Consider the following 26,963-nt stretch of genomic DNA (forward strand, 5'->3'; position numbering starts at 1 on the left):
ACATGTCTCTCAAGAATCCGTACGGGGATTTCGAGATCACCGAGCCGCAGGCGCTACGGGCGCTGGCCCACCCGGTGCGGCTGGCCATCCTCGAACACCTTCAGCGGCACGGCCCGGCGACGGCGACCGGGCTCTCGCCGCACGTCGGCGCCACACCGTCGGTGGTCAGCTGGCACCTGCGACACCTCGCGACCTTCGGACTGGTCAACGACTGGGACGGCGCCACCAGCAAGCGGGAACGCTGGTGGCAGGCCGTCGCCCGGGGCTTCCGCTTCACCGCGCCCGACAGCGCCGAAGGGCAGTCCGCCAGCCAGCAGTTGCGCGGCGAGATGTTCGCCCGCAACGCCGACGCGCCCCAGCAGTGGCTGCTGCGCGAGGAGCCCCGGCTGGACCCCGAGTGGCGCGCGCTGGCCGGCATGGCCGACACCCGGTTCGTGGCCACCGCCGACGAGCTCCGCCAGCTGGAGGAGTCGATCGAAGAGCTGATCGCCCCGTACGTGCGGCGCAAGGAGGAGTCGGCCCCGGACGGCGCGCGGATCGTCCGGATGCTGCGCTACCTCCTGCCCGAGCCCGGCGACGACGACGCGGCCACGTCATGACCGCCACCGGCACCGGCTCCCTGAGCGCCACCGGCGCCGTGCCCCCGCCAGCCCTGCACCGCGACCGACGGTTCCGCACCTTCTGGATCAGCGAAACGATCTCCCAGTTCGGTGACCGGATCAGCGAACTGGCTCTGCCGCTGATCGCCGTCACCCTGCTCACCGCGACGCCCATTCAGGTGAGCGTCCTCACCGCGCTGATCTGGCTGCCCAACCTCCTGGGCCTCTTCCTCGGTGCCTGGGTCGACCAGCGCACCCACAAGCGGCGACTCCTGATCATCGCGGACCTGGTCCGCGCCGCGGTGCTGCTCAGCCTGCCGGTGGCCTACCTGTTCGACGCGATCACCCTCACCCAGCTCTACCTGGTGGCACTGCTCACCGGCCTCGGAGCGGTCCTGTTCGCCATGGCGCGTCAGGCGTTCTTCGTCGCGCTGGTGCCGCGATCGGCGTACGTGGACGCGAACAGCAAGCTGAGCATGAGCCGGTCGCTGTCGTTCATCGCCGGCCCGGCCGTCGGCGGCGGGCTCGTCCAGGCCCTCAGCGCGCCGGTCGCGATCCTCGTCGACGCGGTGTCGTTCCTCGGCTCCGCGCTGCTGCTCCACCGCATCCCGGTGACCGAGACGCCGCCACCGCCGCGTCGAACGTCCACGCTGGGCCTGGTCCGCGAAGGGCTCACGCTGGTGCTGCGGCACCCGGTGCTGCGGGCCGCCCTCGGTTGCACCAGCACTGTCAACTTCTTCACCTTCATCGCCGGCGCGCTGCTGGTGCTCTACGCCAGCCGCGAACTCAACCTGTCGGCCGGCGCGATCGGCATCGCCCTCGGGTTCGGAGCGCTCGGCGGCTTCGCGGGAGCGGCGCTCGCACCACGGGTCTCCCGCGCCATCGGCCTGGGTCGTACCGCCATGATCGGTGCGGTGCTCTTCCCCGCGCCGCTGGCGTTCACTGCGCTGGTCTCCGGACCGACCCGGACGAAGGTGGCGATGCTGGCGGCCATCGAGCTCGTCTCCAGCATCGGGGTGATGCTCATGGACGTGAACCTCAACGCCCTGCTCACCGCCGTGACACCCGACGACGCGCGGGGACGCCGGGCCGGCGCCTACAGCGCCGTCAACTACGGCATCCGACCGCTCGGCGCGTTGGTCGGCGGCACCTTGGGCACCACCATCGGGCTGCGGCCCACCCTGGCCATCGCCGGCCTCGGCGGCGTGCTCGCCGTGCTGTGGTTGATCGCGTCACCGGTGCGCCACATCCACACCCTCGACGAAACGGCGACCTGATCGACGAGGCGGCGCGGTGTCCAGGGCCGCGGCCCAGGACACCGCACGTCAGGCGGTCTGCGCCAGCAGGATCCGGGCCAGCTCGGTGGGCTGGGAGAACATCGGCCAGTGGCCCGTGTCCATGGTGACCAGTCGCCACTGGTCACTGGTCAGCAGCTTGGCCACCGTGTCGTTGGGCTCGGGCCCGTCGAGCAGGCACTTGACGTACGTCGCCGGCAGCTCACCCAGCGGCCGGCCCACCACGGCCGGCTCGGTCAGCGTCGCGCCCGGATGTGGCGTGGAACCCTCGATCAGACGGGCGACCTGCTCGTCGGTGAGACCCTGACCATCGAAGTCGGCCGCGCCGAGCGGCGCCCAGTCGCCGCCATTGTCGGCGAGCTGCGCCTCGAACGCCGCCTGGCCCTGCCACCAGCCGGAGGCGAACGACCCACCGTCGACCGGCACCTCGGAGTCCACGAAGACCACCCGGCTCAACCGGTCGCCGATCCGCTCGGCTGCCTGACCCACCGGAATGCCCGAGTAGCTGTGCCCGACCAGCACCACATCGTGCAGGTCGCCGCGCTCGATCTCGTCGATGATGTCCTGCACGTGGGTCTGCTGCCCGGCCGGGACACCCCGCTTGTCGGCGAGGCCGGAGAGGGTCAGCGGGTGGGTGCAGTGCCCGGCCGCCCGCAGGGGCGGCACCACCTCGTCCCACGCCCACGCCCCCAGCCACGCCCCTGCCACCAACACGAAATCAGCCATGGCCGGGACCCTAGCGACACCCTGCGACAGCGCCGACACGTCAGGACAGGTGCGTGCCTGGGCCGATGACCGCGAATGGTCAGGCGGTGGCGTCGAGCCGGGCAGCGATCTGCGTCGGCAGGGGATAGCTTCGTTCGACCGGCAGTTGGTCCATGGCCGCTCGCACGTCCCGTGCCCGCACCAGTTCCCGTACGCGCTCGACAGTGGGGGTGATGTCCGTGACGCTGACCGTCCAGCCGTCGACGTACCGGGCGACAGCTTCGCCGGACAGTCCGACCTGCAAGGACCGGTAGGGCAACGCGCTCAGGTGCAATGTCCGTTCCGGATCCCACTGCACCCGTACCGGGCTGGCCTTGAGTTGCCGCGACCACGTCGCCCGATCACCGTGCAGGCCCTGGTCGTAGTGACTCAGACAGGCCCGCGCCAGCGCCCACTCGAAGCCCTCCCGCGTGATATCGATGGACAGCACGCGCTCCTGCCCAGGCTTGGTGGCCCAACCACAGCGGTACATCATCCACAGGAACGACGGCTTGATCCAGGTCATCCGGTCACGCTTGAAGGGGGCCACGAAGCGACCAGCGGCCACCGCCGGCAGCGCGATCTCCGCTGGGTACGCCTGGTACACGGTGATCGTGTCGGCAGAGAAACGAGCACGGATCTGACGGGCGGGAACGGACACCCTGCGATCTTGACCCATCCGACCGCACCCTCTCCACCGAAATTTCGCGCCCCAGGATGGGGGAAACCCGGTGCGGATCGGCGGCTGCCGTACTCAGCACTCAGACGTGGTCCCGGGCGGGCGGCCCGATCTCGACGGGCATCCGGTAGATCCGGGCCGGGTAGTCGACGGCCGCGACGCCGCCGTTGAGCCCAGCGGTCAGGTGCAGTTGGGCCGCCGGCATCCAGAGCCGGGCATCGGCGTCGAGCCACATCGCGTCCACCCAGGCCAGTCGGGGGTCGGCGACGAGCGTCCGTACGCTGCGGTCGGGTGCGAGGACGAGGAGACGCCGCCGTTCCAGGTCGCTGAGATAGATGGTGCCGGTGGCGTCGATGGCCGTGCCGCCGGTGCTGGGTGTGTCACACCAGCGTTCGACAGCCTGGGCCAGCTCGTCGGGGGACACCGACGGGTCGTCCAACCACCGGGTGGCGACCCGGGACATTCCGCCGGAGGCCGGCTGGTAGTAGAGCCAGCGACCGTCCGGCGACACCTCCAACTGGTCCAGGTGCAGGCGTACCTCGGCGCCGTCCGGGTCACGCAGCACGCGACCGTCGGCGACCACCGGGCCGCCCGTCGTGCTCGGATGCCCGTCCAGCACCCGCCTCGACCGACCCGAGTCGAGATCGAGCACGATGAGGCCCGCCGCCCCGGCGTCGCTGACATACGCCACCCGGCCGTTGAAGCGGACGTCGTCGACGTAGCTGCCCGGGTGCACCGCCTCGTCGAGGTGGTAGACCCGCTCCACGCGGTCGTCGTCCGGGTCGACAACGATCAGCCGAGCGCCGCCCGGCACCTGCGCGCCGCCGATCCGCGGCGAACCCGAGTCGACGATCCACAACCGGCCGTCCGGGCCGGCGCGCAACCCGTTGACGTGCACGAACGCCCCGTCCGGCGGCTGGTCGGGACGGTTCCAGGCGACATCGGGGTACGGGACACGACGCCCGTCCGGCAGCGCCTCCGCCACCTGCACGCCGAGCCGATCCGCCGACGGGTAGCTCAGGAACACCCGCCCCCGCACAGTGGTCACGCCTGTGCACACCCGGTCTTCCTGGAACACCGGCGTCAAACGGTGGTCCTGTTCGGTGGGCAGCGACAACATCGCGCGGTATCCCCGCAGCGTGCCGGCCGAAACCGCCGGTTGAAGCCGCCGCCGTGCTCAGCGCATCTGCGGTGCCGGGGGGCCGACCCGGGCGGCGAGCCGCTTCGGAGCCATCACGCAGTAACTCTCGGTGAGCAACTCACCCACCTCCTCCCAATCGGTGTTGTCGTCCAGGACCATGCCCACCACGGTCGGGCTCCAGTCCGGTTTGTAGAAGGGGTGCCCGGTGGCGAGGAGCCCGGCGATCTCGTCGAGTGGCGACCGGAAGGTCAGCAGGCAGGCGGGCTGGTCGAGTGCGGCGGCCCGTGCGTGCACCGGCTGGCGATCGGGGTCGACGGTGAGCACGTGGGCGATGGTCCGCTTGCGAATCCGCCAGCGGGTGCCCACCCAGGCAGGCTCCTCGTAGGTCTCCGGCAGGCCGAGACAGATCGGCCGTAGCCGGTCGAGGACCTCGGGCGGGACGTCTCCGGGTGCGGTCACGGGCAACGACGCTAGCCGTACGGTGTGACAAGTTCCGCTCGTCGAACCCCACCCCGCCCGGTGGTGCGCGCCCTGCCGATCCGCCAGGATGGGCCGGGGCGACAGTGGGCCGTCGCCTTGGCCCAACCAGCCGCCCGTGCCCGCTGAGGAGTGCCGTGCCGTCCACCCTGCTCTCCCGCCGTGACCTCGACTTCCTGCTGCACGAGTGGCTGCGGGTGTCCGAGCTCGTCGAGCGCCCCCGCTACGCCGAGCACTCCCGGGAGACCTTCGACGACGCCCTGGATCTCGCCGAACAGGTGGCCACCGAGCAGTTCGCCCCGCACAACCGCGCCGCCGACCTGGCCGAGCCCACCTTCGACGGGCAGCGGGTGCGGCTGATCCCGCAGATCCGTGCCGCGTTGGACAGCTTCGCCGAGACGGGCCTGCTCACCGCCGGGCTGGACGCCAGTGTCGGTGGCCTGCAACTGCCGCACGCCGTCGCGGCGGCGTGCTTCACCTGGTTCCAGGCTGCCAACGTGGCCACCTCGGCGTACCCGTTCCTCACCCTGGGCAACGCCAACCTGCTGCTGGCCCACGGCAGCCCCGAGCAGGTGGACACCTACGTCCGGCCGATGCTGGACGGCCGATTCTTCGGCACCATGTGCCTGTCCGAGCCGCACGCCGGCAGCTCGCTGGCCGACATCACCACCCGCGCCGAGCCGCAGGCGGACGGCACGTACCGGCTGCACGGCACCAAGATGTGGATCTCCGGTGGTGACCACGAGTTGGCCGAGAACATCGTCCACCTGGTGCTGGCGCGCATCCCGGGCGCGCCGCCCGGGGTCAAGGGCATCTCGCTGTTCATCGTGCCGAAGGTGCTGGTCGGCCCGGACGGGACGCTCGGTGAGCGCAACGACGTGGCGCTGGCCGGGTTGAACCACAAGATGGGGTTCCGGGGCACCACCAACACCCTGCTCAGCTTCGGCGACGGCGCGCACACCCCGGCCGGCCGCGCCGGAGCGGTGGGTCACCTGGTCGGCGCGCCGCACCAGGGTCTGGCGCAGATGTTCCACATGATGAACGAGGCCCGGATCGGGGTCGGGGCGGGCGCCACCGCGCTGGGTTACACCGGCTATCTGAAGAGCCTGGCGTACGCGAAGGAGAGGCCGCAGGGCCGGCCGGTCGGCGCGAAGGACCCGGCCGCCGCGCAGGTGCCGATCATCGACCACCCTGACGTACGACGGATGCTGCTGGCCCAGAAGAGCTACGTGGAGGGGGCGCTGGCGCTGGTGCTCTACTGCGCCCGGTTGCTCGACGAGCAGAGGACCGCACCGGCCGAGGCCGACCGCGAGCGCGCGCACCTGCTGCTGGACGTGCTCACCCCGATCACCAAGAGTTGGCCGTCACAGTGGTGCCTGGCGGCCAACGACCTGGCGATCCAGGTGCTCGGGGGCGCTGGCTACACCCGCGACCACGACGTGGAGCAGCACTACCGGGACAACCGGCTCAACCCGATCCACGAGGGCACCCACGGCATCCAGGCACTGGATCTGCTGGGGCGCAAAATGGTCATGCAGGGCGGCGCAGGTCTCACCCTGCTGACCACCACGATCGGTGACACGGTCGAGCGGGCCCGCAAGGTCGGGGGAGAGGCGTCCGAGCTGGCCGAGCGGCTGGCCGCCGCGGTGGACCGGGTCACCGCTGTCACCCGTCGACTGTGGGCTGACGGTGACCCGGTGCTCGCGCTGGCCAACGCCAGCGCCTACCTCGAGGCCGTCGGGCACGTGGTGATCGCGTGGATGTGGCTGGAGCAGGTGCTGGTGCTGCCGCCGGAAGGCGCCGGCGACGCGTTCCACGCCGGCAAGCGGCAGGCCGCCCGCTACTTCTTCACCGTCGAGTTGCCCCGGACCGGCCCGCAGTTCGACCTGCTGGACAGCCGGGACCGGACCACGCTCGACATGCGCCCGGACTGGTTCTGACCCTCAGCGTCGTCGGCCCTGGTGCTGCACCGCCTGCCGCCCCTTGACGACGCCCCAGACGATCACGATCACCAGCGCGATCAGACCGATGATGATCAGCCAGCGGACCGCCTCGAGGATCAGGCCGAGCAGGATCAGCACGCCGGCGACCACGCCGACGACCCAGAGCAGTGCACGCATGTCGACCTCCAGTGACCGGCCGTGCCTGGTGCGGCCGGCCCCGGTTTCTCATTCCCCGTCCGGCCGACACCATGCGCGGGCGGCACACCCGACGTCGATCAGGGGCCGGTACGCGCCACGTAGACGGTGTTCGCCGACTCCCCGCCGGTCAGCGGGTTGGCGAACGGCACGACATGCGCGCGTACGCTCACGAACACCTCACTGAGCGCGGCGGTGAACTCGGCGTCCGGCGGGTCGTCCGACCAGAGCGCGAAGACTCCCTCGGGGCGTAGCAGGGCGGCCAGGCGACGCAACCCGGCCGGCGGGTAGAACGCCGCGTGGCTCGGGTGCAGGACGTTGCGCGGGGAGTGGTCGACGTCGAGCAGGACCGCGTCGAACCGCCGGCCGGGCACCTCGGCGTCGAAGCCGGTGTCACCGGCCACCGCCGCGAAGAAGTCGGCCTGGACGAAGCGGGTCCGGGGGTCCTCGGCGAGCCCCGCCGCGAACGGCAGCAGCCCTCGTTGGTGCCAGTCGATCACGTCCTCGATCGCCTCCACCACGAACAGTGAGCGCACCCGGGGGTCGCCCAGCGCCGCGCAGGCGGTGTAGCCCAGCCCGAGGCCGCCCACCACCACGTCGAGCGAATCACCGGCCACCTCGGCGAGACCGAGCCGGGCCAGCTCGATCTCCGCGACCGGGAAGAGGCTGGACATCAGGTACTCGTCGTCGAGCTTGACCTCGTACACCTCGACCTGGAGTGCCGGGTCCCGGCGTCGGCGCAGGCTGATCGCGCCGATCGGCGTCTCCCGCCAGGCCAGCTCTTCGAAACGCGCGCCCACGGGTGCCCCCTCGTCGCCGGATTCGTCCACGGATGGTAGCGGTTGCCCCGCGACGGGCGGCCACGCAGGGTCCACGGGACATTGACGCAGCGCATATCCTGTGCCCGGCCGATCCACCGGAGGGGACTCATGCCGTCGCGGCAGGACCAGCTGCACTCCTACCAGTTCAGCGTCCAGCGTGCGGTCGCCGCCCTGGTCATGCGGGAGACCGACCCCGCGCAGTCGCCGTTTCGGCGGCTGGCCGGCGCCGGCCTGGCCAGCGTCCTGGTCGCGGCGATCGGGCTCGGTGGCTTCGCCCTCTACGGCCTGTTCGCCGGCGGCGGCAAGGGCTGGCGGGACCCGGGTGCGGTGATCGTGGAGAAGGAGTCCGGCGCCCGGTTCGTCTACCGCGAGCAGAAGCTGCACCCGGTGCTCAACTACGCCTCGGCGCTGCTCATCGTCGGTGCGGACCGCTCGAAGACCGTCCTGGTGTCCCGACGCACGATCGACGGAGTGCCGCGCGGGCTGCCGTTGGGCATCGCCGACGCACCCGACTCGCTGCCCGCCCCGGGCCGGCTGGCCGCCACGGCGTGGACGGTCTGCTCGACCGTCCCGGCCGGCACGGGCGTCGAGGCGCCCCGCTCCGCGTTGCTGATCGGCACCGAGCCCGACGGCGGTCGGCCGTTGGGCGACGACGCGCTGCTCCTGCGCCACCCCGACGGCGGGCTGCACCTGGTCTGGCATCAGCGCCGCTACCTCGTCCGTGATCCGAGCCGGGTGCTGGCGGCGCTCGCCACCACCCGAGCCCAGGCGGTCGGGGTCGCGCCGGCACTGCTCAACTCGCTGCCCGCCGGCACCGACCTCGCCCCACTCGATCTGCCCGCGTTGGGTCGGCCCGCCACCCGGGTGCCGGGTGCCGCGATCGGCACTGTCTACCTGGTGAGCAACTCCGGCGGCGGTCGGCAGTACGCGGTGGCGCTCGACGCCGGCCTGGCCGGCATCACCGAGTTGCAGGCGGGGTTGCTGCTGGCCCGCACCGGGCAGGTGGCACCGGTGCCGATGACGTTGGGCCGGTTCGCCGCGCTGCCCACGGTGCCTGATCTCACGCCGACCGGCCCGAACGCCCCGCCACCGACCCCGCCCCGGCTCGCGGCCGGCGACGGCGGGGCGCTCTGCACGCGCATCGGTGACGACGGCGGGGTTGGTGAGATGCGGTGGGGCGTACCGCTGCGGGACCTGACGGCCGTGCCCCGTACGGCGCGGACCGGCGGCGCGGTGCTGGCCGACCACGTGGTGGTGGAGCCGGGCCGCGGCGCGGTGGTCGAGGCCGCCGCAGCGCCCGGCGCGACCGGCGGCGCGGTCTCCGTGGTCACCGACCTGGGCCGACGGTACGTGCTGGCCGACCGGGAGGTGCTCCCGATGCTCGGCTACCGCGACGTGCGGCCGATGCGGTTACCGTCCGGGCTGGTCAGCCTGGTACCTGCCGGCGCCACCCTCGACCCGGTCGCCGCCCGCGCCGTCGCCGCCGGGGACTGACCCTCACCCGAAACCCGCCGGCACCGGAGTGGCCGCGGTGATCAAGAGGTTTGCGTCAGAACCTGGCACGAACCTGACGCACATCTCTTGATCACCGGAAGCGACGTGTGGCAGGGGGTGCTCAGTCGGCTGGGCGGCGCAGGACGGTGACCGCGAACGGCGCGTCGTCGCGCCACGGGCGCAGGTCCCAGGTGGCGAAGCGCTGCTCCACGCGCAGCCCGGCGGCCACCGCGTCGGCGTCGAACGCGGTCAGCGGGTAGCCGCGCTCCGTGCCGAAACCCACTGTCAGCACACCATCGGGTCGCAAATGCGCCGCCACCCGGCGCAGCACCTCCGGTTCGGTGCCGACGGCGACGAAGGCGAGCACGTTACCGGCCAGCACCGCCGCGTCGAACGGCTCGGCCTCACCCAGCGCCGGTAGATCCAACTCGGCGAGGTCGGCGACGAGCCACGTCGGGCCGGGATAGTCGGCGCGGGCGGCCTCCACCAGCGCGGGGTCGGCGTCCACCCCGACCACCGTGTGGCCCCGCTCGGCCAGCGCGGCACCGACGCGTCCGGTGCCGCTGCCGGCGTCGAGAATGCGGGAGCCGGGAGCGACGAGGGCGTCCACCAGTCGGGCCTCGCCGGCCAGGTCCGCGCCCTCGGCCACGAGCTTGCGGAACCGGTCGATGTACCACTGTGAGTGCTCGGGACCGGTGTCGGTCGCCCAGCGGGTCGGGTTGGCCATGAGGCCACCGTATCCGGGCCGGTGGGGGCCGGGCGGGCGACCCGGACGAGACCATCATCCCTTCTCCGCGCCGCTGGTCAGGCCCTCGGTGAGCAGCCGTTCGCTGGCGAAGAAGAGGATCACGATGGGCAGGGTGAGCACGACCGACCCGGCCATCAGCACCGTCTTGGGGACCTCCACCCCGTCGGCGAGCAGGGACAACCCCAGCGACACCGTCCACCTGTCGGGTTTGTCGACCAGGAACAGCAGGGCGAAGAGGAACTCGTTCCAGGCGATCATGAAGTCGTAGAGCGCGACCGCCATGATCGACGGCATCGCCAGGGGCAGGCTGACACGGCGGATGATGCCGAGTCGGCCGGCGCCGTCGATGGCGGCGGACTCCTCCAGGCTGACCGGGATGGTCTCGAAGTAGTTCTTCAGCATGTAGACCGACACCGGCAACGTCTGCGAGATGTAGACCAGCACCAGACCGAACAGCGAGCCGCGCAGCCCGGCCCGGGTGAAGACCACGAACAGCGGGATCGCGATGACGATCGACGGAAACAGGTAGACCGCCAGGAACAGGAAGTCCACCTGTCGCCGGCCGAAGAACCGCAGCCGGGCCACCGCGTACGCGCCGGGGATCGCGACCAGGAGAGTGAGCACTGTCGCCGCGACGGCGACCAGCCCGCTGTTGCGGATGAAGGTGAGGAAACCCTGGCCGCCGTCGTCGGTGGCCTTGAGCACCTCGGCGTACGTGGCCACGGTCAGCTCACCGAAGCCGACCACCAGCGCCCCGGGGTCGAGCAGCAGCCGCTCGATGGGTCGTACCGAGAGCACCAGCATGTAGTAGAAGGGGAAGACCGTGATCACCAGGAACACGGCGATCACCAGGCGGCGCAGCCAACGCAGGCTCACCGTCTCGACGACGTCCCGGTCCATCAGCCCACCCTCCGTCCGAAGAAGCGCAGATAGATCAGCACGAACACGATGAGCACAACGGCCAGCACGACCGCCTGCGCGGCCGCGGCTCCGATGTCGGTACGGGCGGTCAGGAACTCGTACACCCGGACGCTGACCACCTCGGTGCCGGCCGCACCGCCGGTGAGCAGGTAGACGTCGTCGAACTTGTTGAACGTCATGATGAAGCGCAGCACGCCCAGCAGGGCGATCACCGGTAGCAGTTGCGGCAGCAGGATGTGCCGGAACCGTTGGGTGGGGGTGGCGCCGTCGACACGGGCGGCCTCCTCCAACTCGCCGGGCACCGCCTGGAGTCGGGCCAGCAGGAACAGGAACGCGAACGGGAAGTACCGCCACGCCTCGAAGACGATCACGGTGGCCAGTGCGGTCGACTCCTGGGTGAGGAACGGCACCGGGGCGTCCCAGCCGAGCAGGCGTTGACCCCACGCGTTGACGATGCCGAGCTGCGGGTCGAGCATCACCTGCCAGACGAACGTGACGGCGACCACCGGTGCCACGTACGGCAGCAGCATTGACGCCCGGACCAGGGTGCGACCCCGGAACGGCCGGCGGACGACCAGTGCGGCCACCAGGCCGAGCGCTATCGACCCGACGGTGCCGCCGATGCTGTAGATCAGGGTGACCCACAGCGTCTCGGCGAAGCCGGGGGTGTGCAGCACCCGGTCGATGTTGTCCATGGTGAACTCGCCGAACAGGCCGGTCTTGCGGAGCGTGGCCAGCCGGACCCGCTGGAAGGCGAGCACCACTGTCCACACGATCGGGATGCCGATGACCGCGATGGTGACGAGCAGGGTCGGTGCGACCAGCGCGAGCCCGGCCCGGGATTCGCGGCGGCGCAGGGTCAGCGGTCGGCGCCCGGGTGACGCCGGCTGCTCTCTGGTGGGGGAGCGGCCGGGGCCGGGCGCGGTGGTGGTCAATTGACGCCCGCCTTGATGGCGTCCACGTCCTTCGTGGCGCGCTTGGCGGTGCCCGCCGCGTCGGACTTGCCGGAGACGAGGTCGCCCAGCACCTTGGGCACCGGCAACTCGCCGAGCATGGCGCCGACGAGTTTGCCCTGCCCCTGGCTGAGGCCCCAGCGCCCGAAGGTGTCCGGGCTGCGGCGCAGCGTGGCCAGCACCTCGTCGCCGTACACGTCGGTGAGGGGCTTCTTCGCGTCCACGCCCGCCTGGCTGGTGTTCCAGGCGGTCAGGTACGCCTCCGGCTCAGTGGGGGTGCCCTTGCGCACCGGGAAGCGGCCCTCCGGCGACATGCCGAACCAGCGTGGGTAGCCGTCACCGAGCATGTACTCCACGAAGGACTTCGCCGGGTCGGCCACCGCGCCGTCGAGGACCGCCCACGAGCTGATCTCGCCGTACTGGGCCGGTTCGGTGCCGTTCGGGCCCTTGATCGCGGTGACGAACCCGCTGTTCTTCGCGAGGAACGCCGGGTCCGCCTGGCACTGCGGGCAGGTCGGCTTGGCGTCGTTGCGCAGCCCGGCCAGCTCGTCGAGGATGAACGGTGACCAGATCACCATGGCCGCCTTGCCCGCGAAGTAGGTGGCCCGCGTGGTGTCCACGTCCTGCGCGCCCTTCACCGAGCTGGTGCGGATCAGGTCACCGTAGAAGCGGAACGCCTCGACGCACTGGGGCGAATCCAGTGTCACCTTTCCCGAGTCGTCGGTGAGCTGGCAGCCGTTGGCCAACGCCAGGTGCTCGAAGGTCTGTTGGGTGAACACGTCGCTGGGGGCGGTCGCCGCGGTGATGCCGGCGACGCCGCCGGTGTTCAGTCTTGCCGCGGCGGTGGTGATTCGCTCGTAGGTGTCGGGGGCGGGCAGGCCGGCCGCGGCGAACAGGTCCTTGCGGTAGACGAGCAGCTGCCCCCAGCCGTCGCTGGGCACGGAGAGCTGTGTGCCGTCGTCGGAGGTGAGCTCCAGCGCTCGGGGGGAGAACGTCTGCTTGCCCAGCTTGTCGACGACCTCCGCGTTCGCCGAGGCGTGCAGCAGCTCGTTGCCGGCGAGCGTACGGATGCCGGCGAGCGAGACCGACCCGACCACGTCGGGCAGGTCGCCGGCGGCGGCGTTTGCGGCGATCAAGGAGGGGAACTGGTCCTCGTTGACGGTCACGAGATCGACCTGGATCCCGGTCTTGGCGGTGAAGTCGGCGATGATCGCCTTGGTGGCGGTGACCCGGTCGGCCACGTCCTCCAGGCTCCAGACGGTGATCTTCTTGCTGTTGCTGTCGGATGCGTCGTCGCCGCAGGCCAGCAGGGTGGACGTGGTCAGTGCCAGGATCACTGTGGTGGCGAGTATCCGCCTCGGAGGTGCTGACATCGGTGGCACTCCTCTCGAAGGGTACATGAAGGATCCAACACCTTCGATTGATCAATAGCAAGACATATGGCGATTTTTTGCTATCCTGGAGCCCAGTGCTACCGGGATGTGACACATGGGCAACTGGGTGGTCTCTCTCGCCGGGCCTCGACGCATCAGCCTCGAGCCCTGCCCGCCGGATCCGCTCGGCCCCGGCCAGGTCCGAGTCCGCACCTGCTACTCGGGCATCTCCGCCGGCACCGAGCTGACCCTCTACCGGGGCAGCAATCCCCGGCTCAGCAAGGACTGGGACGACGCCGCCCGGATGTTCGTCCCCCGACAGACCCCGGTTCCGTACCCGTTGATCGGCTTCGGCTACGAAGAGGTCGGCGAGGTCGTCGAGGTCGCGCCGGACGTCACCGACCGACACCCGGGGCAGCTCGTCTGGGGCATCTGGGGGCACCGAGCCGAGGCCGTGCTCGCCGCCGACGCGGTCCGCGTGCTCCCCGCCGGGCTGGATCCGCTCGCCGCGGTCTTCGCCCGCCCCGGCGCCATCGCGCTGACCGCCGTGCTCGCCGGTGACCTGCACCTCGGCGACTGGGTAGGCGTCTTCGGCCAGGGCGTCATCGGGCTGCTCGCCACCCGGCTCGCCGTGCTCTCCGGGGCCCGGGTGGTGGCCGTCGACCCGGTACCCGACCGGTTGGAGCACGCCGCCCGGTACGGCGCACACTCGACTGTGGACGCCACTGTCACCTCCGCCGCCGCCGTGCTGCGCCAGGCCACCGCCGGCCGGGGCGCCGACGTCTGCCTGGAGTTGTCCGGCGCGTACCCGGCGCTGCACGAGGCGATCCGCTCCACCACCCACGCCGGCCGGGTCGTGGCCGCCGGCTTCTACCAGGGCCAGGCCGACGCGCTCGGCCTCGGCGAGGAGTTCCACCACAACCGCATCCAGTTGGTGGCCGCCCAGGTCTCCGGGCCCACCCCCGCGCCGAGCATGGCCGGCCGGTGGACCGGAGACCGGGTCGCGCAGACCTTCATGGACCTGGTGGCCGACCGCAGCGTCGACCCGCTGCCGCTGGTCAGCCACATCGTCGACGCCAGCGCGGTCGCCGACGCCCTCGCGCTGCTCGACCGCGGCGCCGGTGACGTCCTCCAAGTCGTGCTGAGGTTCTCATGACCACCATCGCGCTGGCCTGTCAGGAACAACTCCTGCCGGGCACCAACCTGATCCAGAAGTACGCCCTCGCGGCCGCCCTCGGCTACCAGGGCATCGAGCTACGCGGCCGCGGCGACCTGGCGTTCGCCCGCCGGTTGCCCGAGCTGCGCCGGGCCCGCGCCGCCGGGGTGGTGATGCCCACCGTCTGCGTCGAGATGGACCACTTCATCGGCGACTTCGACCCCGCCCGGTCCGCCGATGCCGTCCGTAACCTGCGCTCCCAACTCACGGTGATCGCCGAGCTGGGTGGCGTCGGGGTGATGACCCCGGCCGCCTGGGGGATGTTCTCCCGACGACTGCCGCCGTTCGATCCGCCCCGCCGGCCGGACGGCGACCGGCAGGTGCTCCTCGACGCCCTCGGCGAGCTGGGCGAACACGCCCGGGCCGAGGGGGTCACTCTCTTCCTGGAACCCCTCAACCGGTACGAGGACCACATGGTCAACCGTCTCGACGAGGCGGTGGCGCTCTGCGCCGCGCTCGGGTTGCCGTCGGTCCGGGTGGTCGCCGACACCTTCCACATGAACATTGAGGAGGACGACGTGCACCGCGCGCTGCGCGCCGCCGCGCCGTACCTCGGGCACGTCCAGGTCAGCGACTCCAACCGCTACCAGCCCGGCGCCGGGCACCTGGACTGGCCGGCGCTGGTGCGCACCCTGCTGGAACTGGACTACCGGGGCTGGCTGGCGCTGGAGTGCCGGCTCCGCGGCGACCCGGTCCGGGCCCTGCAACAGGCGGCCACGGTGCTGCGACACGCGCTGCCCCGGCGGGCCGCCGCGTGACCGCCGACGCCGGGCCGACAAGCGTCGACGCGACCGCCGGTGTCGGTCTGCCCGCTGACACCGGGGCGACGCGCGCCGACACCGCCGGCACGGGTGGCCCGGCCGACGCGGCCGGGCTGCGTCGCCTCGCGATCGACACGCTCGACGCCAACTGGGAGCACGACCACACGGTGCCCTCACGCACGCTCTACCCGCACCAGTGGAGCTGGGACTCCGCGTTCATCGCGATCGGGTTGGCCCAGGTCCGTCCCGACCGCGCCTGGCGGGAGCTGGCCAGCCTCTTCGGGGCGCAGTGGGCCGACGGACGGGTGCCACACATCGTGTTCAACCCGGCGCTGCGGGTCGGCGCGTACTTCCCGGGGCCGGAGATGTGGCGATCGGCCGACGTGCCGGGAGCACCGACGGTCGCCACCTCCGGTCTGGTCCAGCCGCCGGTGCACGCGCTCGCCGCGTTGTTGGCGTATCGGCGGACGCCCGACCCCAGCGCCCTGGCCGCGTTGCGCGTGCTCTACCCCGCGCTGGTCGCCCAACAGCGCTACCTGGCCGACCGGCGGGACGTGGCCGGTGACGGACTGGTCTGCATCGTGCACCCGTGGGAGTCCGGGTTGGACAACAGCCCGGCGTGGGACGAGCCGATGGCCGCGGTGCCGGCCGAGGCGGCAGTCATGCGGGCGTACCGTCGGCACGACACCACGCACGCCGACGCCGCGCACCGCCCCACAGACCTCGACTACGCGCGTTACCTGGCGATCGTCGCCGCCTACCGCGACCACTGCTACTCCGACCGGGACCTGGCCGGCGGGCATCCGTTCCTGGTGGAGTGCCCGCTGTTCAACGCGGCGTTCGGGGCCGCCGAACACGCCCTCGCCGAGATCGCCGCGCTCGTCGGTGGCGACCCCGGGCCGCACCGGGTCCGCGCGGCCCGCATCACCGAAGCATTGGTACGCCGGCTGTACGACCCGGACACCGGCACGTTCCAGCCTCGTGACCTGCGCACCAACCGTCTGCTGAGCGCCCGTACCGTGCTCGGGCTGACCCCGCTGATCCTGCCCGACCTGCCGACCCGGCATGTCGACGCGCTGGTCGTCGAGGCTCGGTCGGCGCGCTTCGGGGTGGCCCGTCGGATGGACCGGCCGCTGCCCACCCACGACCGCACCGCACCCGACTTCGAGCCGCTGCGTTACTGGCGTGGGCCGAGCTGGCTCAACATCGGCTGGCTGGTCCGGCGTGGGCTGCTCGGTCACGGGCACCCGAAGCTGGCCGCCGGGCTGCGCCGCTCGATGATCGCTCTGGTCGCCGGGGCCGGCTGCCACGAGTACTTCCACCCGGACACCGGTGCCGGGCTGGGCTCACCGGCGTTCAGCTGGAGCGCCGCGCTGCTGCTCGACCTGCTCGCCGACTGAGCGCGCTGCCGGGTGGTAGCGTCCCCGATCCCGGCGGCAGCAAGGAGCATCGTGCGCGAGATCGACAAGGTGGCCTGGATCCTCGTCGAGGACGGTCGGGTGCTGAGCACCCGGTCGGTGGGCAAGGACGTCTGGTACCTGCCGGGCGGAAAGCGTGAGCCGGGCGAAACCGACCTGGAGACCCTGCGTCGGGAGATCGACGAGGAGTTGAGCGTCGAGGTCGACGTGCCAGGTGCCGTGCGCCTGGGCACCTTCACCGCTCAGGCGCACGGCCACACGACCGGCATCACAGTGCGGATGACCTGCTATCGGGCGGGCTATCGGGGGCAGTTGCGGCCAGCCAGCGAGATCGCCGAGATGGCCTGGCTCGGGTACGCGGACCGGCACCGCACCTCACCGGTCGACCAGATCATCTTCGACCACCTGCTGGCCGAGGGTCTGCTGGCCTAGCGGCAGTTTGTCGCGCCCGGGCAGGGGTAACCGGCCGAGCGTGACCGACGGCGACGGGTTCCCGTACTTCATCGACGCGGTGTCCCAACGGTCCGGCCTGCCCGCCGAGGAGGCCGCCGTGCTCGCCCGCGCCGTGCTCCAGACGTTGGCCGAGCGGGTGACCGGCGACGCGCCCGGGGACCTCGTCGGGCACCTTCCGAACGAGGTCGACGGCTACCTGACCGGCGCGGCCCCGGATCCGGCCGGGACGGCCCCTCCGGCCCCGGATCCGGCCGGGACCCTCGGCCCGGATGCTGCGGGCGACGGGTTGACCAGCGGGCTGGGCCTGGAGGTCGGCGGTGCCGGCACGACCCCGATGGAGGCCGGCCCGACGGAGTTCCTTCGGCGGGTGGAACAGCGTGCCGGGGTCGACCCGGCCACCGCCAGGGCCGGAACCGGGGCCGTCTTCGCCACGTTGCGCACGGCGATGACGGTAGGGGAATTCCAAGCGATGGTGGCGCGACTGCCGCGCGACGGCGGTCTCTGACCCGGCCCGGTCGCGGGTCACCTCGCCGGCCGCCAGGTGACTCATGCCTCGGGCACGTCCTCGGGCTCGGTGACCCAGGCGGAGAAGACCGGCACCCCGTGCCAGGGGCCGGTGACGCCGTCGGCCCGGGTGTCGGTGGCGACGGCCACCACCGCGTACGGGTGGCCGAAGCGCAGCTCGGCGGTGCGGGCCACACCCTCCGGCGGCATGCTGGTAATTCCGGCCATGCCGGTCACCGCCGCCGCCTCGAAGCCGTACCTGTCGAACCGGGCCACCGCCGTCTGCCGTGCCTTGAAGTCCTCCACCGGCAGCGCCAGCGCCGTCGCGAGCGTGGTCACCGCGGCGAGGAAACCGAGTGCCGGGGCCGTCAGGTCGTGGTCGTTCCGAGCGGACCAGCAGGGGAGGACAGCGTTGTGCCGCTCTTCGCGGCCGTCGCGGGCCCAGGTGTGTACCCGCTCCTCGGTCAGCGTCCAGAGCGGAGTCTCGCCGAGCGGCAGGTCGAACAGTGAGCGGCCGCCCGCCGGTGGGGCGCCGTCGGCCGCCCCGGCGCTGACGTCGTATGCGATGGCCAGCACCTCGGCCGCTGGCACCTGCGGCGCGGCGGCCACCGAGAGGACGACCAGCCCCGCGCCGTCGGTCGTCTGAGCGGGCGCGGCGTGCACGATCACGTCACCGGCCCGAGCGGTGGACACGATGGCGCAGCGGTGGCCCTCGCTCGGGCTGCGCAGTGCCCGCCGTAGTTGGCCGGCCCACGGGCTGTTGGCGCCGAGCGCGCGTGCGTCGGCGACGTCGAACGGGGTCGCCCAGGACACCCGGGTGGCCAACGCGCTGGCCAGGATGAACACCACCTCCGAGAGGGATACCTCATCCGACTCGAACTTCAGGGGAAACGTCTCGATCAGGCCGAGGGTGTGCTCGCGCGCCCAGGCGTTCAACCCGGCCTGATCGGGCAGTGCGCCGACCTCGGTCGTGCGGGGCAGCGCGGCCCGCCACGCCGCCGATCCGTCGTCGCCCTGCCCCGCTGTGTGCCAGAGCGCGGTGGCGGACCCGACCAGCGGGTGCGGCGCGTCCAACAGTGTTCGGGCCACCTCGGCCGCGCTCGGCAGGTCGGTGCCCAGCGCCTGGGCCAGCTTCGCGGCGGCTCCGTCCGCTACGGCCGGATCAGTGTCGGCCGTCGTGGCGGTGACCGCGAGTAGCAGCCAGGCGCCGAGCGGGGAGGCGACGTGGTGCCTGTCGCCGACCGTCGCGTGCAGTCGCGCGGCGTACGCGGACAACGGGCCGTGCAGATCGCTCCTCATTCCCACACTCTGCCCGCCGACCCGGCTCACGACCACAGTTCGAACGGCTCGTCGATCTCCGTGCCGGCGAGAAAGGGGGTGATCAGCCGGGGGAGCTGCCCGGGGTAGAAGCGTTCCCGACTGGCCACCACCTCGGGCAACGGCCACCAGCGGAAGCCGAAGTAGTCCTCCCGCTCGTAGTCGAGCCGCTGCGCCTCGTCCACGTCCGGGCCAGGGCCGGCCAGCCGTACGGCGACGACGACCTCGTCCTGGACGTGCCGCAACTGGCGGTGCAGGAAGCTCGCCCGCCGCCGCCAGTTCGGCGTACCAACCTGGTCGGTGGTGATCACGATCCCGGTCTCTTCCCGCAGTTCCCGTACCGCGGTGTCGCGACAGGTCTCGCCGGGATCCATGCCACCGCCGGGGAGCTCCCACCAGGTGCCCAGCCGGGCGTGGTCCGGGTCGCGGGTGTGGAACAGCAACACCCGGTCGGTGTCGTCGACGACCACGACCCGCACCGCGCGTCGCTCCAGGATCGGCAGGTCACGGGGCAGCTCGTTCATGGGGCCAGTCTGTCGTAGCGTCTCCTTCGGCGGCGGGTAGGCTGCCCGCCGTGGCTGGTCTGTTGAGGAATGTCGCGGCACGTATCTCCCGGGTCGGTGCGGTGATCCCGTCGCCCCGGCGCACCGGGCCGGCGCCCGCGCAGGTGGCCCGCCGCCGTCAGGTGAGCGCCTTGCAGCGTCGGGAGTTGACCTACGCTCCGGAGCGCGACGGCCAGGCCGACCCGGGCGAGATCGTCTGGACGTGGGTGCCGTACGAGGACGACCCCCGCCAGGGCAAGGACCGGCCGGTGCTGGTCGTCGGGCGGCACAGCCGGACCCTGTTCGGGCTGATGCTGTCCAGCCAGAGCGACCGGGACGGGCAGCGGCACTGGTTCGCGCTCGGGCCGGGGGAGTGGGACCGGGACAACCGGCCGAGCTGGGTCCGGTTGGACCGGGTGCTCACCATGCGCGAGGACAGCATCCGCCGGGAGGGTGCCGTGTTGGATCGGCCCCGGTTCGACCGGGTCGGGCAGGCGTTGCGCGCCGGTTACGGCTGGCGCTGACCGCCGCGGGCGCGGATCGGCGGCGAGCCGCGCCCGGAGCTGCCCGGCAGTAGGGCGGCCCGGGGCGGTGACGCCCCTGGCGGTGAGGTCTATTCGCGGCTCGGACCGACCGCCGCGCCCTTCGCGTCCGGCGGCGGGTACGGCTGGTCGGCGAGGAGCCGGGCCAGGTGTGCGCTGTTGAGCGCCAGTGCCTTCGTGGTGCGACCGGTGGTGTCGGGCTTCGGGCCGGCGTCGCGGTAGTCCACCGTGTGCAGCGCCTCACCGACCCAGTAGGTCGCGGCGGCGGCGGCGACGGTGAAGCCCACCTCGTTGAGCGCCCCCTGCACCTCGGCGATGCTGTGGTGCGCGCCGTCCTCGTTGCCGACGACCGCGACGCCGGCCACCTTGCCGTAGGTGAGCAGCCGTCCCTCGTCGTCGGTCTCGGACAGCTCGGCGTCGAGGCGTTCGAGGACCATCTTGGTGACGCTCGCGGGCTGGCCGAGCCAGATCGGGGTGGCGATGATGAGGATCTGGGCGGCGAGCAGCTTGGCGCGGATGGCGGGCCAACCGTCGCCGTGGCCCTCGTCGGTCGACACCCCGAAGCGCACGTCGTGGTCGACCACCCGGACGATCTCGCCGTCCACGCCCTGACGGTTCAGTTCGGCCAACACCTCCCGGCCCAGTTGCTCGGAGCTGGAGGGGGCAGGCGACGGCTTGAGGGTGCAGTTGAGTACGAGGGCACGGATGCTCGGCACGAGGGGTTCCTCTCGTCGGTCGGCTGGGCCGTCCCTCCGCGTACCCGAATCATCTCCGCCCACGCCCCCCACCAGGCACACCTGATCAAGAGGTTTGCGTCAGAATCCGGGCCGACAGTGACGCGAACTTCTTGATCACCGCCAGCAGGCGGGGTGGGGTGGGGGTGGGTCGGTGGACGTGGTGGGGTGGGTCCGGGGAGAGTTTGGGCTTTGGTTGTCCACAGTGGACGAGGTTCCGCACGGGGCTGATCTGCGGGCTCGGCTCTGGCGGGGTGAGACGGGCGACGGCGAGCGGTATGCCGTCAAGGTCAGCGGTGGCGGTACGCCGGCCGGCCTGATCGTGACCGCGCACCTGGCCGAGCGGGGCGTGCCAGGTGTCGCGGCGCAGGTCCGCACCTGCGACGGACGCCTGTACGCCGAGCGTGACGGGCACCGCCTGTCCGTGGTCCCGTGGGTGTCCGACCTGCGGGCGCTGGACGGCCCGATGAGCGAGGCGCACTGGCGTGCCTACGGCGAACTGCTGGCCGCCGTGCACGCGGTGCCGGTGACCGACGAGTTGGAACGGCTGTTGCCAGGCGGCGGTGACGCGTACCCCTCGATCGTGGCCGCGACCCGGGACGTGGCCGGACGGCTCCGCGACCAGGCCGACTCCGGTGATCCGCTGGTCGCCGAACTGGCCGCCGTCTGGGCGGCGAACGCCGACCGGGTGTCCACGCTGCTCCGTGGGGTCGAGCGACTCGCCGTCGACCGGTCGGGGCCGGCGGTGGTCTGCCACGGCGACCCGCACCTGGGCAACCTCCTGCTCGGCGCGGACGGGCAGGTCTGGCTGATCGACTGGGACGACGCGGTGCTCGCCCCGCCCGAGTGCGACCTCATGTTCGTCCTCGGCGGGGTGCTCGCCTTCGCGCCGATCACTGCCGAGCAGCAGCAGGCGGTGCTCGCCGGCTACGGCAGGACCGACGTCGACCCGCTGCGCCTGGCCTGGTTTCTCGCGGTCCGCGCGCTCGACGACCTCAGCGACTGGACCCGCCAGGCGTTGGACCTCGACGTCGAGCCGGCCGACCGGGACCGGGCCGCGCGGATCGTGCGGGGGCTGGTGTCACCGGTGGGTCTGGTCACCCTCGCCGACGCGGCAGTGCGCGACCTCGACCGGCGGCTCTGAGCGGCGACCACGTCGCCGTCTACGCGGGACAAGAAGTAAGGCAAAGAGCGAATGCGCTCTCTGCCACCTCCAACATATATCGCACCCGGGGCCTTGCGGCAAGACCCGGGTGATGCCGCAGAATCTCCAGCCGACGCCCAAATCTGGGAAAATCGGGGGATTACATGATCGATGTCATCATTGCTGGCGGCGGGCCGACCGGCTTGATGTTGGCCACCGAGTTGCGGCTGCACGGACTGCACGCGCTCGTGCTCGAGAAGGAGACCGAGCCGACCAGCTACGTCCGCGCGCTCGGCCTGCACGCGCGAAGCATCGAGGTGCTGGACCAGCGAGGTCTGCTGGAGCGGTTCCTCGCGCTCGGAACGCAGTACCCGGTCGGGGGCTTCTTCGCCGCGATCCCCAAGCCGTCGCCGGGCGGGCTGGACACGGCACACGCGTACGTCCTCGGCATTCCGCAGACCATTACCGACCGTCTCCTGGGCGAGCACGCCAGCGAGGTCGGCGTCGAGATCCGGCGCGGCAGCGAACTCGTCGGGCTCAGCCAGGACGACGACGGGGTGACCGTGCGGCTGGCCGACGGCACGCAGGTGCGTACGCGCTACCTCGTCGGCTGCGACGGCGGTCGCAGCACCGTCCGCGGGCTGCTCGGTGTCGGCTTCCCCGGCGAGCCCAGCAGCGTCGAGACGTTGCTGGGCGAGATGGAGGTGGGCGTGCCACCGGAACAGGTGGCCGACGTGGTGGCCGAGGTCCGCAAGACCCATCTCCGATTCGGTCTCGGGCCCCTCGGAGACGGGGTGTACCGCGTCCTCGTCCCGGCCGAGGGGGTGGTCGAGGACCGCACCGTCCCACCGACCATCGAGGACTTCAAACACCAACTGCGGGTGTACGCGGGCACCGACTTCGGTGTCCACTCACCGCGCTGGCTCTCCCGCTTCGGTGACGCCACCCGGCTGGCCGAGCGTTATCGGGTCGGCCGGGTGCTGTTGGCCGGCGACGCGGCACACATCCACCCGCCGACCGGTGGGCAGGGGCTCAACCTCGGCATCCAGGACGCGTTCAACCTCGGCTGGAAACTGGCCGCCGAGCTCAACGGCTGGGCGCCGGAGGGGCTGCTGGACAGCTACCACAGCGAACGGCATCCGGTGGCCGCGGACGTGCTGAACAACACCCGGGCGCAGATGGTGCTGCTCTCACCCGAGCCGGGGCCGCGGTCGGTGCGCCAACTGTTGTCGGAGCTGTTGGACTTCGAGGACGTCAACCGGTACCTGATCGAGAAGATCACCGCGATCGGGGTCCGCTACGACCTCGGCGCGGGGCACGAACTGCTCGGGCGTCACATGCGTGACGTGCGGCTGAGGCGGGGGCGCCTCTACGAGCTGATGCGCGGCGGCCGGGGCCTGCTGCTCGACCAGACCGGCCAGCTCTCGGTCGCCGGTTGGGCGGAGCGGGTCGACCATGTCGTCGACGTCAGCGATGAGGTGGAGGTGCCCGGCGTGCTGTTACGGCCCGACGGGCACGTGGCGTGGGTGGGCGACGATCAGACCGACCTGCTCAGCCATCTGCCCAGGTGGTTCGGCGCGCCCGTCAGCTGAACGGTCAGCGTTCGCCGAGGAACGCGCTGTCGACCAGTTGGCGGGGCGATCGGGCACCACCGAGGCTCTTCGCCTGGTACATGGCCGCGTCGGCGCGGCTGAGTGCATCGGTGAGCTGGGCCGGGCCGGTCACCGGGGCGAGCCCGACGGACGCGGTGACCCGGACGCTGCACCCGGTCAGCCGGATCGGCGCGGCGACGGTCTCGCTGAGCCGGCGGGTTGAGTGCTCGATCCAGCGTCGGTCGACGGTGGGGCTGGAGAGCAGCCCGGCGAACTCGTCGCCGCCGAGGCGCGCCACGAGATTGTCCCCGGCGAAGCCGGCGAGGCGTTCGGCAACACTGATCAGCACCTGGTCGCCGGCGGCGTGCCCGTACCGGTCGTTGATCTGCTTGAAGTCGTCCAGATCGAGCACCACGGCGATCAGCGGCTGGCCGGCGGCGTCGGTGAGCAGTGCGGCTGCCAGGCGGTAGAAGGCTCGGCGATTGGGCAGCCCGGTCAGCGGGTCGTGACTGGCGGCGTGCCGTTCAGCGGCCAGTTCTGCCTGGAGGTGACCGATCTCGGCCTCGGCGCGCACCGCCCGTCGGCGTAGTTGCCAGGAGGAGAGCAGTGCGCCCGCCGCGCAGACGCCGGAGGCGACACTCATCGGATCCGGCACGAACCCTCCCATCGCCGCGACCGCCTCCAGCCTTCGGTTGACGCGGTACACCGCGTCGGGCCCAGTTTTGCCTGATCGTTGCCCGTCTGGGGGTAACACAAAGTGAACGGATGGGCACCGATCATGTGCGTTATCATGCTCGCCGTCGGATGCAGATGCAATAGCAGATGCACGTGCAGAACCGTCCAATGTCGATACCGCACCCCCTCGCCGTCACCGCTCCTCCCACGGCCACCGGCGGGCTCGTAACAGAAAGACGCCCCCATGCAGCAGCCACCCAATGGCGTACCGATCCACCAGTTGCCTCCGCTGAGCTGGCAGAAGAGTCGCCGCAGCAACCCCAGCGGCAACTGCGTCGAACTGGCCGAACTGCCCGAGGGAGCGGGCATCGCGGTCCGCAACTCACGACACCCGGAAGGGCCGGCGCTCATCTACACGGTGGATGAGATCGCCGCCTTCGTTCTCGGTGCGCGGGACGGAGATTTCGACCACCTGATCAACTGACCGTCCGGGGGCGGGTCGTCCCGGCGACGAGACTGATTCACCGGCGCGGAGGAGTTCACCTCACTGTCGGTCCATGGCATGCTTACACGTCGGCCGGGCCGGGGCGCCCGGCCGTCGTGGGTCGGTGTCCGGAGGTCCGCACGTGACGATGGTTCCCGCCGAGGGTGGCCCGACAACCGGGCCGACCGTGCTGCGCATGCTGCTCGGCGCCCAACTGCGCCGCCTCCGGGAGTCCAGCGGGGTGACCCGGGAGGGCGCCGGCTGGGAGATCCGCTCCTCCGAATCCAAGATCAGTCGGATGGAGCTCGGCCGGGTCGGCTTCAAGGAGCGCGACGTCGCCGACCTGTTGACCCTCTACGGCGTCACCGAGGACCACGAGCGTGACGCGCTGCTCAAGCTCGCGCGGGACGCGAACAGCCCCGGCTGGTGGCACCGCTACGGCGACGTGCTGCCGTCCTGGTTCCAGTCGTACCTCGGCCTGGAGGCCGCCGCCGCGCTGATCCGCAGCTACGAGGTGCAGTTCGTGCCCGGCCTCCTGCAGACCCGGGAGTACGCCCGCGCGGTCGTGCTGCTCGGGCACGGCACTGCCGGTCCGGGCGAGATCGACAGGCGTGTCGCGCTGCGGATGCAGCGTCAGCAGTTGCTCCAGCGGCAGAACCCGCCGCAGCTCTGGGCTGTGGTGGACGAGGCGGCCCTGCGCCGGCCCATCGGCGGCGCGGAGGTCATGCGCGGCCAGCTCACCGCGCTCATCGAGGCGACCAAGTCGCCCCACATCCGGTTGCAGGTCATCCCGTTCGCCGCCGGTGGCCACGCCGCCGCCGGGGGTGCCTTCACCATCCTGCGCTTCGGCGACCAGGAGCTTCCGGACATCGTCTACATCGAACAGCTCACCAGCGCCATCTACCTGGACAAGCGCGACGATCTGGATTACTACGCGGTGGCCATGGAGCGGCTCTGCGTCGAGGCCGAGCCGCCCGAGCGTACGGCGGAGATCCTCGGCGGCCTGCTGGACGACCTCTACGCGGCCTGACTGCCGACCGCGCTCCCACTCTCCGTTCACGTATTGACCGACGCCGACCGGTCGAGCTAGTCTCTGTATCGATACAGACTGGATCGATACAGAGAGGTGCCGGTGAAGCCAACACTGCAAGCCGTGGCCGACGCCGTCGGCGTCTCGCGCAGCACCGTGTCAAACGCCTACAGCCGCCCCGACCAGCTTTCCGCCGCCCTGCGCGAGCGGATCCTGGACGCCGCCCGGCAACTCGGGTACCCCGGCCCCAACCCCACCGCGCGCTCCCTGCGCCGAGGTTTCGTCGGGTCGATCGGCGTGCTGTTCACCTCGCAACTGTCGTACGCCTTCACCGACCCGTTCGCGGTCCGCTTCCTCGCCGGTGTCGGCGCGGCGGCCGAGCGGCACGGCACCAGCATGCTGCTGGTGCCGCTGCCACCGGCGGTGACCGACGCCCGGCAGGCGGTGGAGAACGCCGCCGTCGACGGGTTCTGCGTCTACTGCGTCGCCGACGAAGAGTGGGCCCTGGACGTGATCCGCCAACGCGGGCTGCCGTTCGTCAGCACCGCCGCCCGCGACGACGCCGGCACCGACGAACGGTTCGTCGGCATCGACGAGCGGGCCGCCGCACGCAGCGCCGCCGCGCACGTAGCGGGGCTCGGGCACCGTCGGGTGGCGCTGCTCGCCGACTCCGTGCTGCCCGACGCGCCGGCCGGCCCGCTCACAGTGGCCGGGGTCGACCAGGTGCCGCATCCGACCACCCGAGGTCGGCTCAGCGGGTTCGCCGACGCCTTCGCCGAGGTCGGCGTCGGCTGGGCCGAGCTGACACTTGTCAACGTCCCCGGCAACAGCCGCCCGGCGGCAGCCGCAGCCGTCGCCGGGCTGTTCGACCAACCCGCACCGCCGACCGCCGTGCTGGCCGGCTCCGACGTCCTCGCGCTCGGTGTGCTGGACGCCCTGGCCGCACGGCCGGCCCATGATCGTCCCCCCGTCTCGGTGACCGGCTTCGACGACGTCCCCGAGGCCGCCGCTGCCGGCCTCACCACTGTCCGGCAACCGGCCGAGGAGAAGGGCCGGATCGCCGCCGAGCTGCTGCTTGACCCGCCCGCGGACGCCGCGGCCGGTCACGTGCTGCTGCCCACCGCACTCGTCGTCCGGGAATCCACCGGACCGGTCCCAAGGAGTTGAC

At 71.7% G+C, this 26,963-nt stretch carries 29 protein-coding genes; 15 read left to right on the plus strand and 14 right to left on the minus strand.

What is annotated here, in order from left to right; translation table 11 throughout:
* The first annotated feature begins 2 nt into the window (after positions 1-2).
* Positions 3-599 carry an ArsR/SmtB family transcription factor gene (locus ACGF3C_RS21215; protein WP_393224398.1) on the plus strand — a complete coding sequence of 199 codons (597 nt, stop codon included), beginning with the start codon at positions 3-5 and terminating at the stop codon, positions 597-599.
* On the plus strand, positions 596-1,876 hold the full coding sequence (locus ACGF3C_RS21220; RefSeq protein ID WP_393224401.1) for an MFS transporter: 1,281 nt from the start codon (positions 596-598) through the stop codon (positions 1,874-1,876). Before ACGF3C_RS21215 ends, ACGF3C_RS21220 begins: the two co-directional genes overlap by 4 nt.
* A 48-nt stretch (positions 1,877-1,924) precedes the next feature.
* Here ACGF3C_RS21220 and ACGF3C_RS21225 read toward each other — a convergent pair whose 3' ends face one another.
* The 4 genes from ACGF3C_RS21225 to ACGF3C_RS21240 all read right to left on the minus strand — a co-directional run bounded on the left by ACGF3C_RS21225 (position 1,925) and on the right by ACGF3C_RS21240 (position 4,917).
* A complete protein-coding gene (locus ACGF3C_RS21225; protein ID WP_393224404.1) occupies positions 1,925-2,620 on the minus strand; it encodes an alpha/beta fold hydrolase in 696 nt (231 codons plus the stop codon).
* Between the two features lie 79 nt (positions 2,621-2,699).
* Positions 2,700-3,299: a DUF4291 domain-containing protein gene (locus tag ACGF3C_RS21230; RefSeq protein ID WP_393224407.1), complete on the minus strand. Its 600-nt coding sequence runs from the start codon at positions 3,297-3,299 to the stop codon at positions 2,700-2,702.
* Positions 3,300-3,399: 100 nt separating this feature from the next.
* On the minus strand, positions 3,400-4,365 hold the full coding sequence (locus ACGF3C_RS21235) for an SMP-30/gluconolactonase/LRE family protein (RefSeq protein WP_393224410.1): 966 nt from the start codon (positions 4,363-4,365) through the stop codon (positions 3,400-3,402).
* A gap of 129 nt (positions 4,366-4,494) precedes the next feature.
* Positions 4,495-4,917, minus strand: coding sequence for an MmcQ/YjbR family DNA-binding protein (locus tag ACGF3C_RS21240; RefSeq protein WP_393224412.1), 423 nt, complete (start codon positions 4,915-4,917; stop codon positions 4,495-4,497).
* A gap of 155 nt (positions 4,918-5,072) precedes the next feature.
* Here ACGF3C_RS21240 and ACGF3C_RS21245 point away from each other — a divergent pair, with 155 nt between their 5' ends.
* Entirely contained in the window at positions 5,073-6,875 is a 1,803-nt protein-coding gene (locus ACGF3C_RS21245; RefSeq protein ID WP_393224415.1) for an acyl-CoA dehydrogenase, read from the plus strand.
* Positions 6,876-6,878: 3 nt separating this feature from the next.
* Here the strand turns inward: ACGF3C_RS21245 and ACGF3C_RS21250 are convergent, their stop codons facing one another.
* Complete coding sequence (locus ACGF3C_RS21250; RefSeq protein WP_355010015.1) at positions 6,879-7,055, minus strand: hypothetical protein; 177 nt, start codon at positions 7,053-7,055, stop codon at positions 6,879-6,881.
* A gap of 98 nt (positions 7,056-7,153) precedes the next feature.
* Positions 7,154-7,873 (minus strand): spermidine synthase, encoded by a 720-nt coding sequence (locus tag ACGF3C_RS21255; protein ID WP_357204575.1) that lies wholly within the window; start codon positions 7,871-7,873, stop codon positions 7,154-7,156.
* A gap of 129 nt (positions 7,874-8,002) precedes the next feature.
* Between ACGF3C_RS21255 and eccB the strand changes: the two genes are divergently transcribed.
* Positions 8,003-9,388, plus strand: a complete 1,386-nt coding sequence (eccB, locus tag ACGF3C_RS21260) for a type VII secretion protein EccB (protein WP_393224419.1) — start codon at positions 8,003-8,005, stop codon at positions 9,386-9,388.
* Between the two features lie 121 nt (positions 9,389-9,509).
* Here the strand turns inward: eccB and ACGF3C_RS21265 are convergent, their stop codons facing one another.
* From ACGF3C_RS21265 to ACGF3C_RS21280, 4 genes are read right to left on the minus strand one after another with little or no spacing between them, the layout of a single operon-like run.
* The gene (locus ACGF3C_RS21265; RefSeq protein WP_357231075.1) at positions 9,510-10,115 is read right to left on the minus strand and encodes a class I SAM-dependent methyltransferase; all 606 of its coding nucleotides are present in this window, start codon (positions 10,113-10,115) and stop codon (positions 9,510-9,512) included.
* A 54-nt stretch (positions 10,116-10,169) separates the two neighbouring features.
* Positions 10,170-11,036 (minus strand): carbohydrate ABC transporter permease, encoded by an 867-nt coding sequence (locus ACGF3C_RS21270; protein WP_238684902.1) that lies wholly within the window; start codon positions 11,034-11,036, stop codon positions 10,170-10,172.
* On the minus strand, positions 11,036-11,992 hold the full coding sequence (locus ACGF3C_RS21275) for a sugar ABC transporter permease (RefSeq protein WP_357231069.1): 957 nt from the start codon (positions 11,990-11,992) through the stop codon (positions 11,036-11,038). Before ACGF3C_RS21275 ends, ACGF3C_RS21270 begins: the two co-directional genes overlap by 1 nt.
* On the minus strand, positions 11,989-13,383 hold the full coding sequence (locus tag ACGF3C_RS21280; protein WP_393224424.1) for an ABC transporter substrate-binding protein: 1,395 nt from the start codon (positions 13,381-13,383) through the stop codon (positions 11,989-11,991). Before ACGF3C_RS21280 ends, ACGF3C_RS21275 begins: the two co-directional genes overlap by 4 nt.
* A gap of 115 nt (positions 13,384-13,498) precedes the next feature.
* Between ACGF3C_RS21280 and ACGF3C_RS21285 the strand changes: the two genes are divergently transcribed.
* Genes ACGF3C_RS21285 through ACGF3C_RS21305 form a run of 5 tightly spaced genes read left to right on the plus strand, consistent with a single transcriptional unit; the run spans position 13,499 to position 17,736 of the window.
* Positions 13,499-14,539, plus strand: coding sequence for a zinc-binding alcohol dehydrogenase (locus tag ACGF3C_RS21285; protein WP_357231063.1), 1,041 nt, complete (start codon positions 13,499-13,501; stop codon positions 14,537-14,539).
* On the plus strand, positions 14,536-15,357 hold the full coding sequence (locus ACGF3C_RS21290; RefSeq protein WP_357231060.1) for a sugar phosphate isomerase/epimerase family protein: 822 nt from the start codon (positions 14,536-14,538) through the stop codon (positions 15,355-15,357). Before ACGF3C_RS21285 ends, ACGF3C_RS21290 begins: the two co-directional genes overlap by 4 nt.
* Before the next feature lie 47 nt (positions 15,358-15,404).
* The gene (locus ACGF3C_RS21295) at positions 15,405-16,760 is read left to right on the plus strand and encodes a hypothetical protein (protein WP_393224488.1); all 1,356 of its coding nucleotides are present in this window, start codon (positions 15,405-15,407) and stop codon (positions 16,758-16,760) included.
* 51 nt (positions 16,761-16,811) lie between these two features.
* Complete coding sequence (locus ACGF3C_RS21300) at positions 16,812-17,210, plus strand: NUDIX domain-containing protein (RefSeq protein WP_357231057.1); 399 nt, start codon at positions 16,812-16,814, stop codon at positions 17,208-17,210.
* A 40-nt stretch (positions 17,211-17,250) separates the two neighbouring features.
* The gene (locus tag ACGF3C_RS21305) at positions 17,251-17,736 is read left to right on the plus strand and encodes a DUF2267 domain-containing protein (RefSeq protein ID WP_393224428.1); all 486 of its coding nucleotides are present in this window, start codon (positions 17,251-17,253) and stop codon (positions 17,734-17,736) included.
* Between the two features lie 41 nt (positions 17,737-17,777).
* On the opposite strand, the gene ACGF3C_RS21310 is transcribed toward ACGF3C_RS21305, so the two are convergent.
* A complete protein-coding gene (locus ACGF3C_RS21310) occupies positions 17,778-19,034 on the minus strand; it encodes a hypothetical protein (RefSeq protein WP_393224431.1) in 1,257 nt (418 codons plus the stop codon).
* A 26-nt stretch (positions 19,035-19,060) separates the two neighbouring features.
* Positions 19,061-19,576, minus strand: a complete 516-nt coding sequence (locus ACGF3C_RS21315) for an NUDIX hydrolase (RefSeq protein ID WP_393224434.1) — start codon at positions 19,574-19,576, stop codon at positions 19,061-19,063.
* Positions 19,577-19,626: 50 nt separating this feature from the next.
* Here ACGF3C_RS21315 and ACGF3C_RS21320 point away from each other — a divergent pair, with 50 nt between their 5' ends.
* Positions 19,627-20,118: a type II toxin-antitoxin system PemK/MazF family toxin gene (locus tag ACGF3C_RS21320; protein ID WP_124778425.1), complete on the plus strand. Its 492-nt coding sequence runs from the start codon at positions 19,627-19,629 to the stop codon at positions 20,116-20,118.
* A gap of 89 nt (positions 20,119-20,207) precedes the next feature.
* Here the strand turns inward: ACGF3C_RS21320 and ACGF3C_RS21325 are convergent, their stop codons facing one another.
* The gene (locus ACGF3C_RS21325; RefSeq protein ID WP_393224437.1) at positions 20,208-20,852 is read right to left on the minus strand and encodes a flavodoxin family protein; all 645 of its coding nucleotides are present in this window, start codon (positions 20,850-20,852) and stop codon (positions 20,208-20,210) included.
* A 223-nt stretch (positions 20,853-21,075) separates the two neighbouring features.
* Between ACGF3C_RS21325 and ACGF3C_RS21330 the strand changes: the two genes are divergently transcribed.
* On the plus strand, positions 21,076-22,014 hold the full coding sequence (locus tag ACGF3C_RS21330) for a phosphotransferase enzyme family protein (RefSeq protein ID WP_393224440.1): 939 nt from the start codon (positions 21,076-21,078) through the stop codon (positions 22,012-22,014).
* A gap of 164 nt (positions 22,015-22,178) precedes the next feature.
* Entirely contained in the window at positions 22,179-23,606 is a 1,428-nt protein-coding gene (gene rox, locus ACGF3C_RS21335; RefSeq protein WP_393224443.1) for a rifampin monooxygenase, read from the plus strand.
* Between the two features lie 4 nt (positions 23,607-23,610).
* On the opposite strand, the gene ACGF3C_RS21340 is transcribed toward rox, so the two are convergent.
* A complete protein-coding gene (locus ACGF3C_RS21340) occupies positions 23,611-24,261 on the minus strand; it encodes a GGDEF domain-containing protein (protein WP_357230673.1) in 651 nt (216 codons plus the stop codon).
* Positions 24,262-24,525: 264 nt separating this feature from the next.
* Here ACGF3C_RS21340 and ACGF3C_RS21345 point away from each other — a divergent pair, with 264 nt between their 5' ends.
* From ACGF3C_RS21345 to ACGF3C_RS21355, 3 genes are all read left to right on the plus strand, one after another.
* On the plus strand, positions 24,526-24,765 hold the full coding sequence (locus ACGF3C_RS21345) for a DUF397 domain-containing protein (RefSeq protein WP_091406718.1): 240 nt from the start codon (positions 24,526-24,528) through the stop codon (positions 24,763-24,765).
* 142 nt (positions 24,766-24,907) lie between these two features.
* Positions 24,908-25,795: a helix-turn-helix transcriptional regulator gene (locus ACGF3C_RS21350; protein ID WP_357230670.1), complete on the plus strand. Its 888-nt coding sequence runs from the start codon at positions 24,908-24,910 to the stop codon at positions 25,793-25,795.
* A 123-nt stretch (positions 25,796-25,918) separates the two neighbouring features.
* Positions 25,919-26,962 carry a substrate-binding domain-containing protein gene (locus ACGF3C_RS21355; RefSeq protein ID WP_357230667.1) on the plus strand — a complete coding sequence of 348 codons (1,044 nt, stop codon included), beginning with the start codon at positions 25,919-25,921 and terminating at the stop codon, positions 26,960-26,962.
* Position 26,963: the final 1 nt, after the last annotated feature.

Origin of the sequence: Micromonospora sp. NPDC047762 (assembly GCF_043204655.1) — a bacterium.
Taxonomy (GTDB): domain Bacteria; phylum Actinomycetota; class Actinomycetes; order Mycobacteriales; family Micromonosporaceae; genus Micromonospora.

What these genes read in the sequence shown, in the direction of transcription:
- ACGF3C_RS21215 (WP_393224398.1), top strand. Translation starts at nt 3, where the DNA reads ATGTCTCTCAAGAATCCGTACGGGGATTTCGAGATCACCGAGCCGCAG.
- ACGF3C_RS21220 (WP_393224401.1), top strand. Translation starts at nt 596, where the DNA reads ATGACCGCCACCGGCACCGGCTCCCTGAGCGCCACCGGCGCCGTGCCC.
- ACGF3C_RS21225 (WP_393224404.1), bottom strand. Translation starts at nt 2,620, where the DNA reads ATGGCTGATTTCGTGTTGGTGGCAGGGGCGTGGCTGGGGGCGTGGGCG.
- ACGF3C_RS21250 (WP_355010015.1), bottom strand. Translation starts at nt 7,055, where the DNA reads ATGCGTGCACTGCTCTGGGTCGTCGGCGTGGTCGCCGGCGTGCTGATC.
- eccB (WP_393224419.1), top strand. Translation starts at nt 8,003, where the DNA reads ATGCCGTCGCGGCAGGACCAGCTGCACTCCTACCAGTTCAGCGTCCAG.
- ACGF3C_RS21265 (WP_357231075.1), bottom strand. Translation starts at nt 10,115, where the DNA reads ATGGCCAACCCGACCCGCTGGGCGACCGACACCGGTCCCGAGCACTCA.
- ACGF3C_RS21270 (WP_238684902.1), bottom strand. Translation starts at nt 11,036, where the DNA reads ATGGACCGGGACGTCGTCGAGACGGTGAGCCTGCGTTGGCTGCGCCGC.
- ACGF3C_RS21280 (WP_393224424.1), bottom strand. Translation starts at nt 13,383, where the DNA reads ATGTCAGCACCTCCGAGGCGGATACTCGCCACCACAGTGATCCTGGCA.
- ACGF3C_RS21285 (WP_357231063.1), top strand. Translation starts at nt 13,499, where the DNA reads ATGGGCAACTGGGTGGTCTCTCTCGCCGGGCCTCGACGCATCAGCCTC.
- ACGF3C_RS21290 (WP_357231060.1), top strand. Translation starts at nt 14,536, where the DNA reads ATGACCACCATCGCGCTGGCCTGTCAGGAACAACTCCTGCCGGGCACC.
- ACGF3C_RS21310 (WP_393224431.1), bottom strand. Translation starts at nt 19,034, where the DNA reads ATGAGGAGCGATCTGCACGGCCCGTTGTCCGCGTACGCCGCGCGACTG.
- ACGF3C_RS21315 (WP_393224434.1), bottom strand. Translation starts at nt 19,576, where the DNA reads ATGAACGAGCTGCCCCGTGACCTGCCGATCCTGGAGCGACGCGCGGTG.
- rox (WP_393224443.1), top strand. Translation starts at nt 22,179, where the DNA reads ATGATCGATGTCATCATTGCTGGCGGCGGGCCGACCGGCTTGATGTTG.
- ACGF3C_RS21345 (WP_091406718.1), top strand. Translation starts at nt 24,526, where the DNA reads ATGCAGCAGCCACCCAATGGCGTACCGATCCACCAGTTGCCTCCGCTG.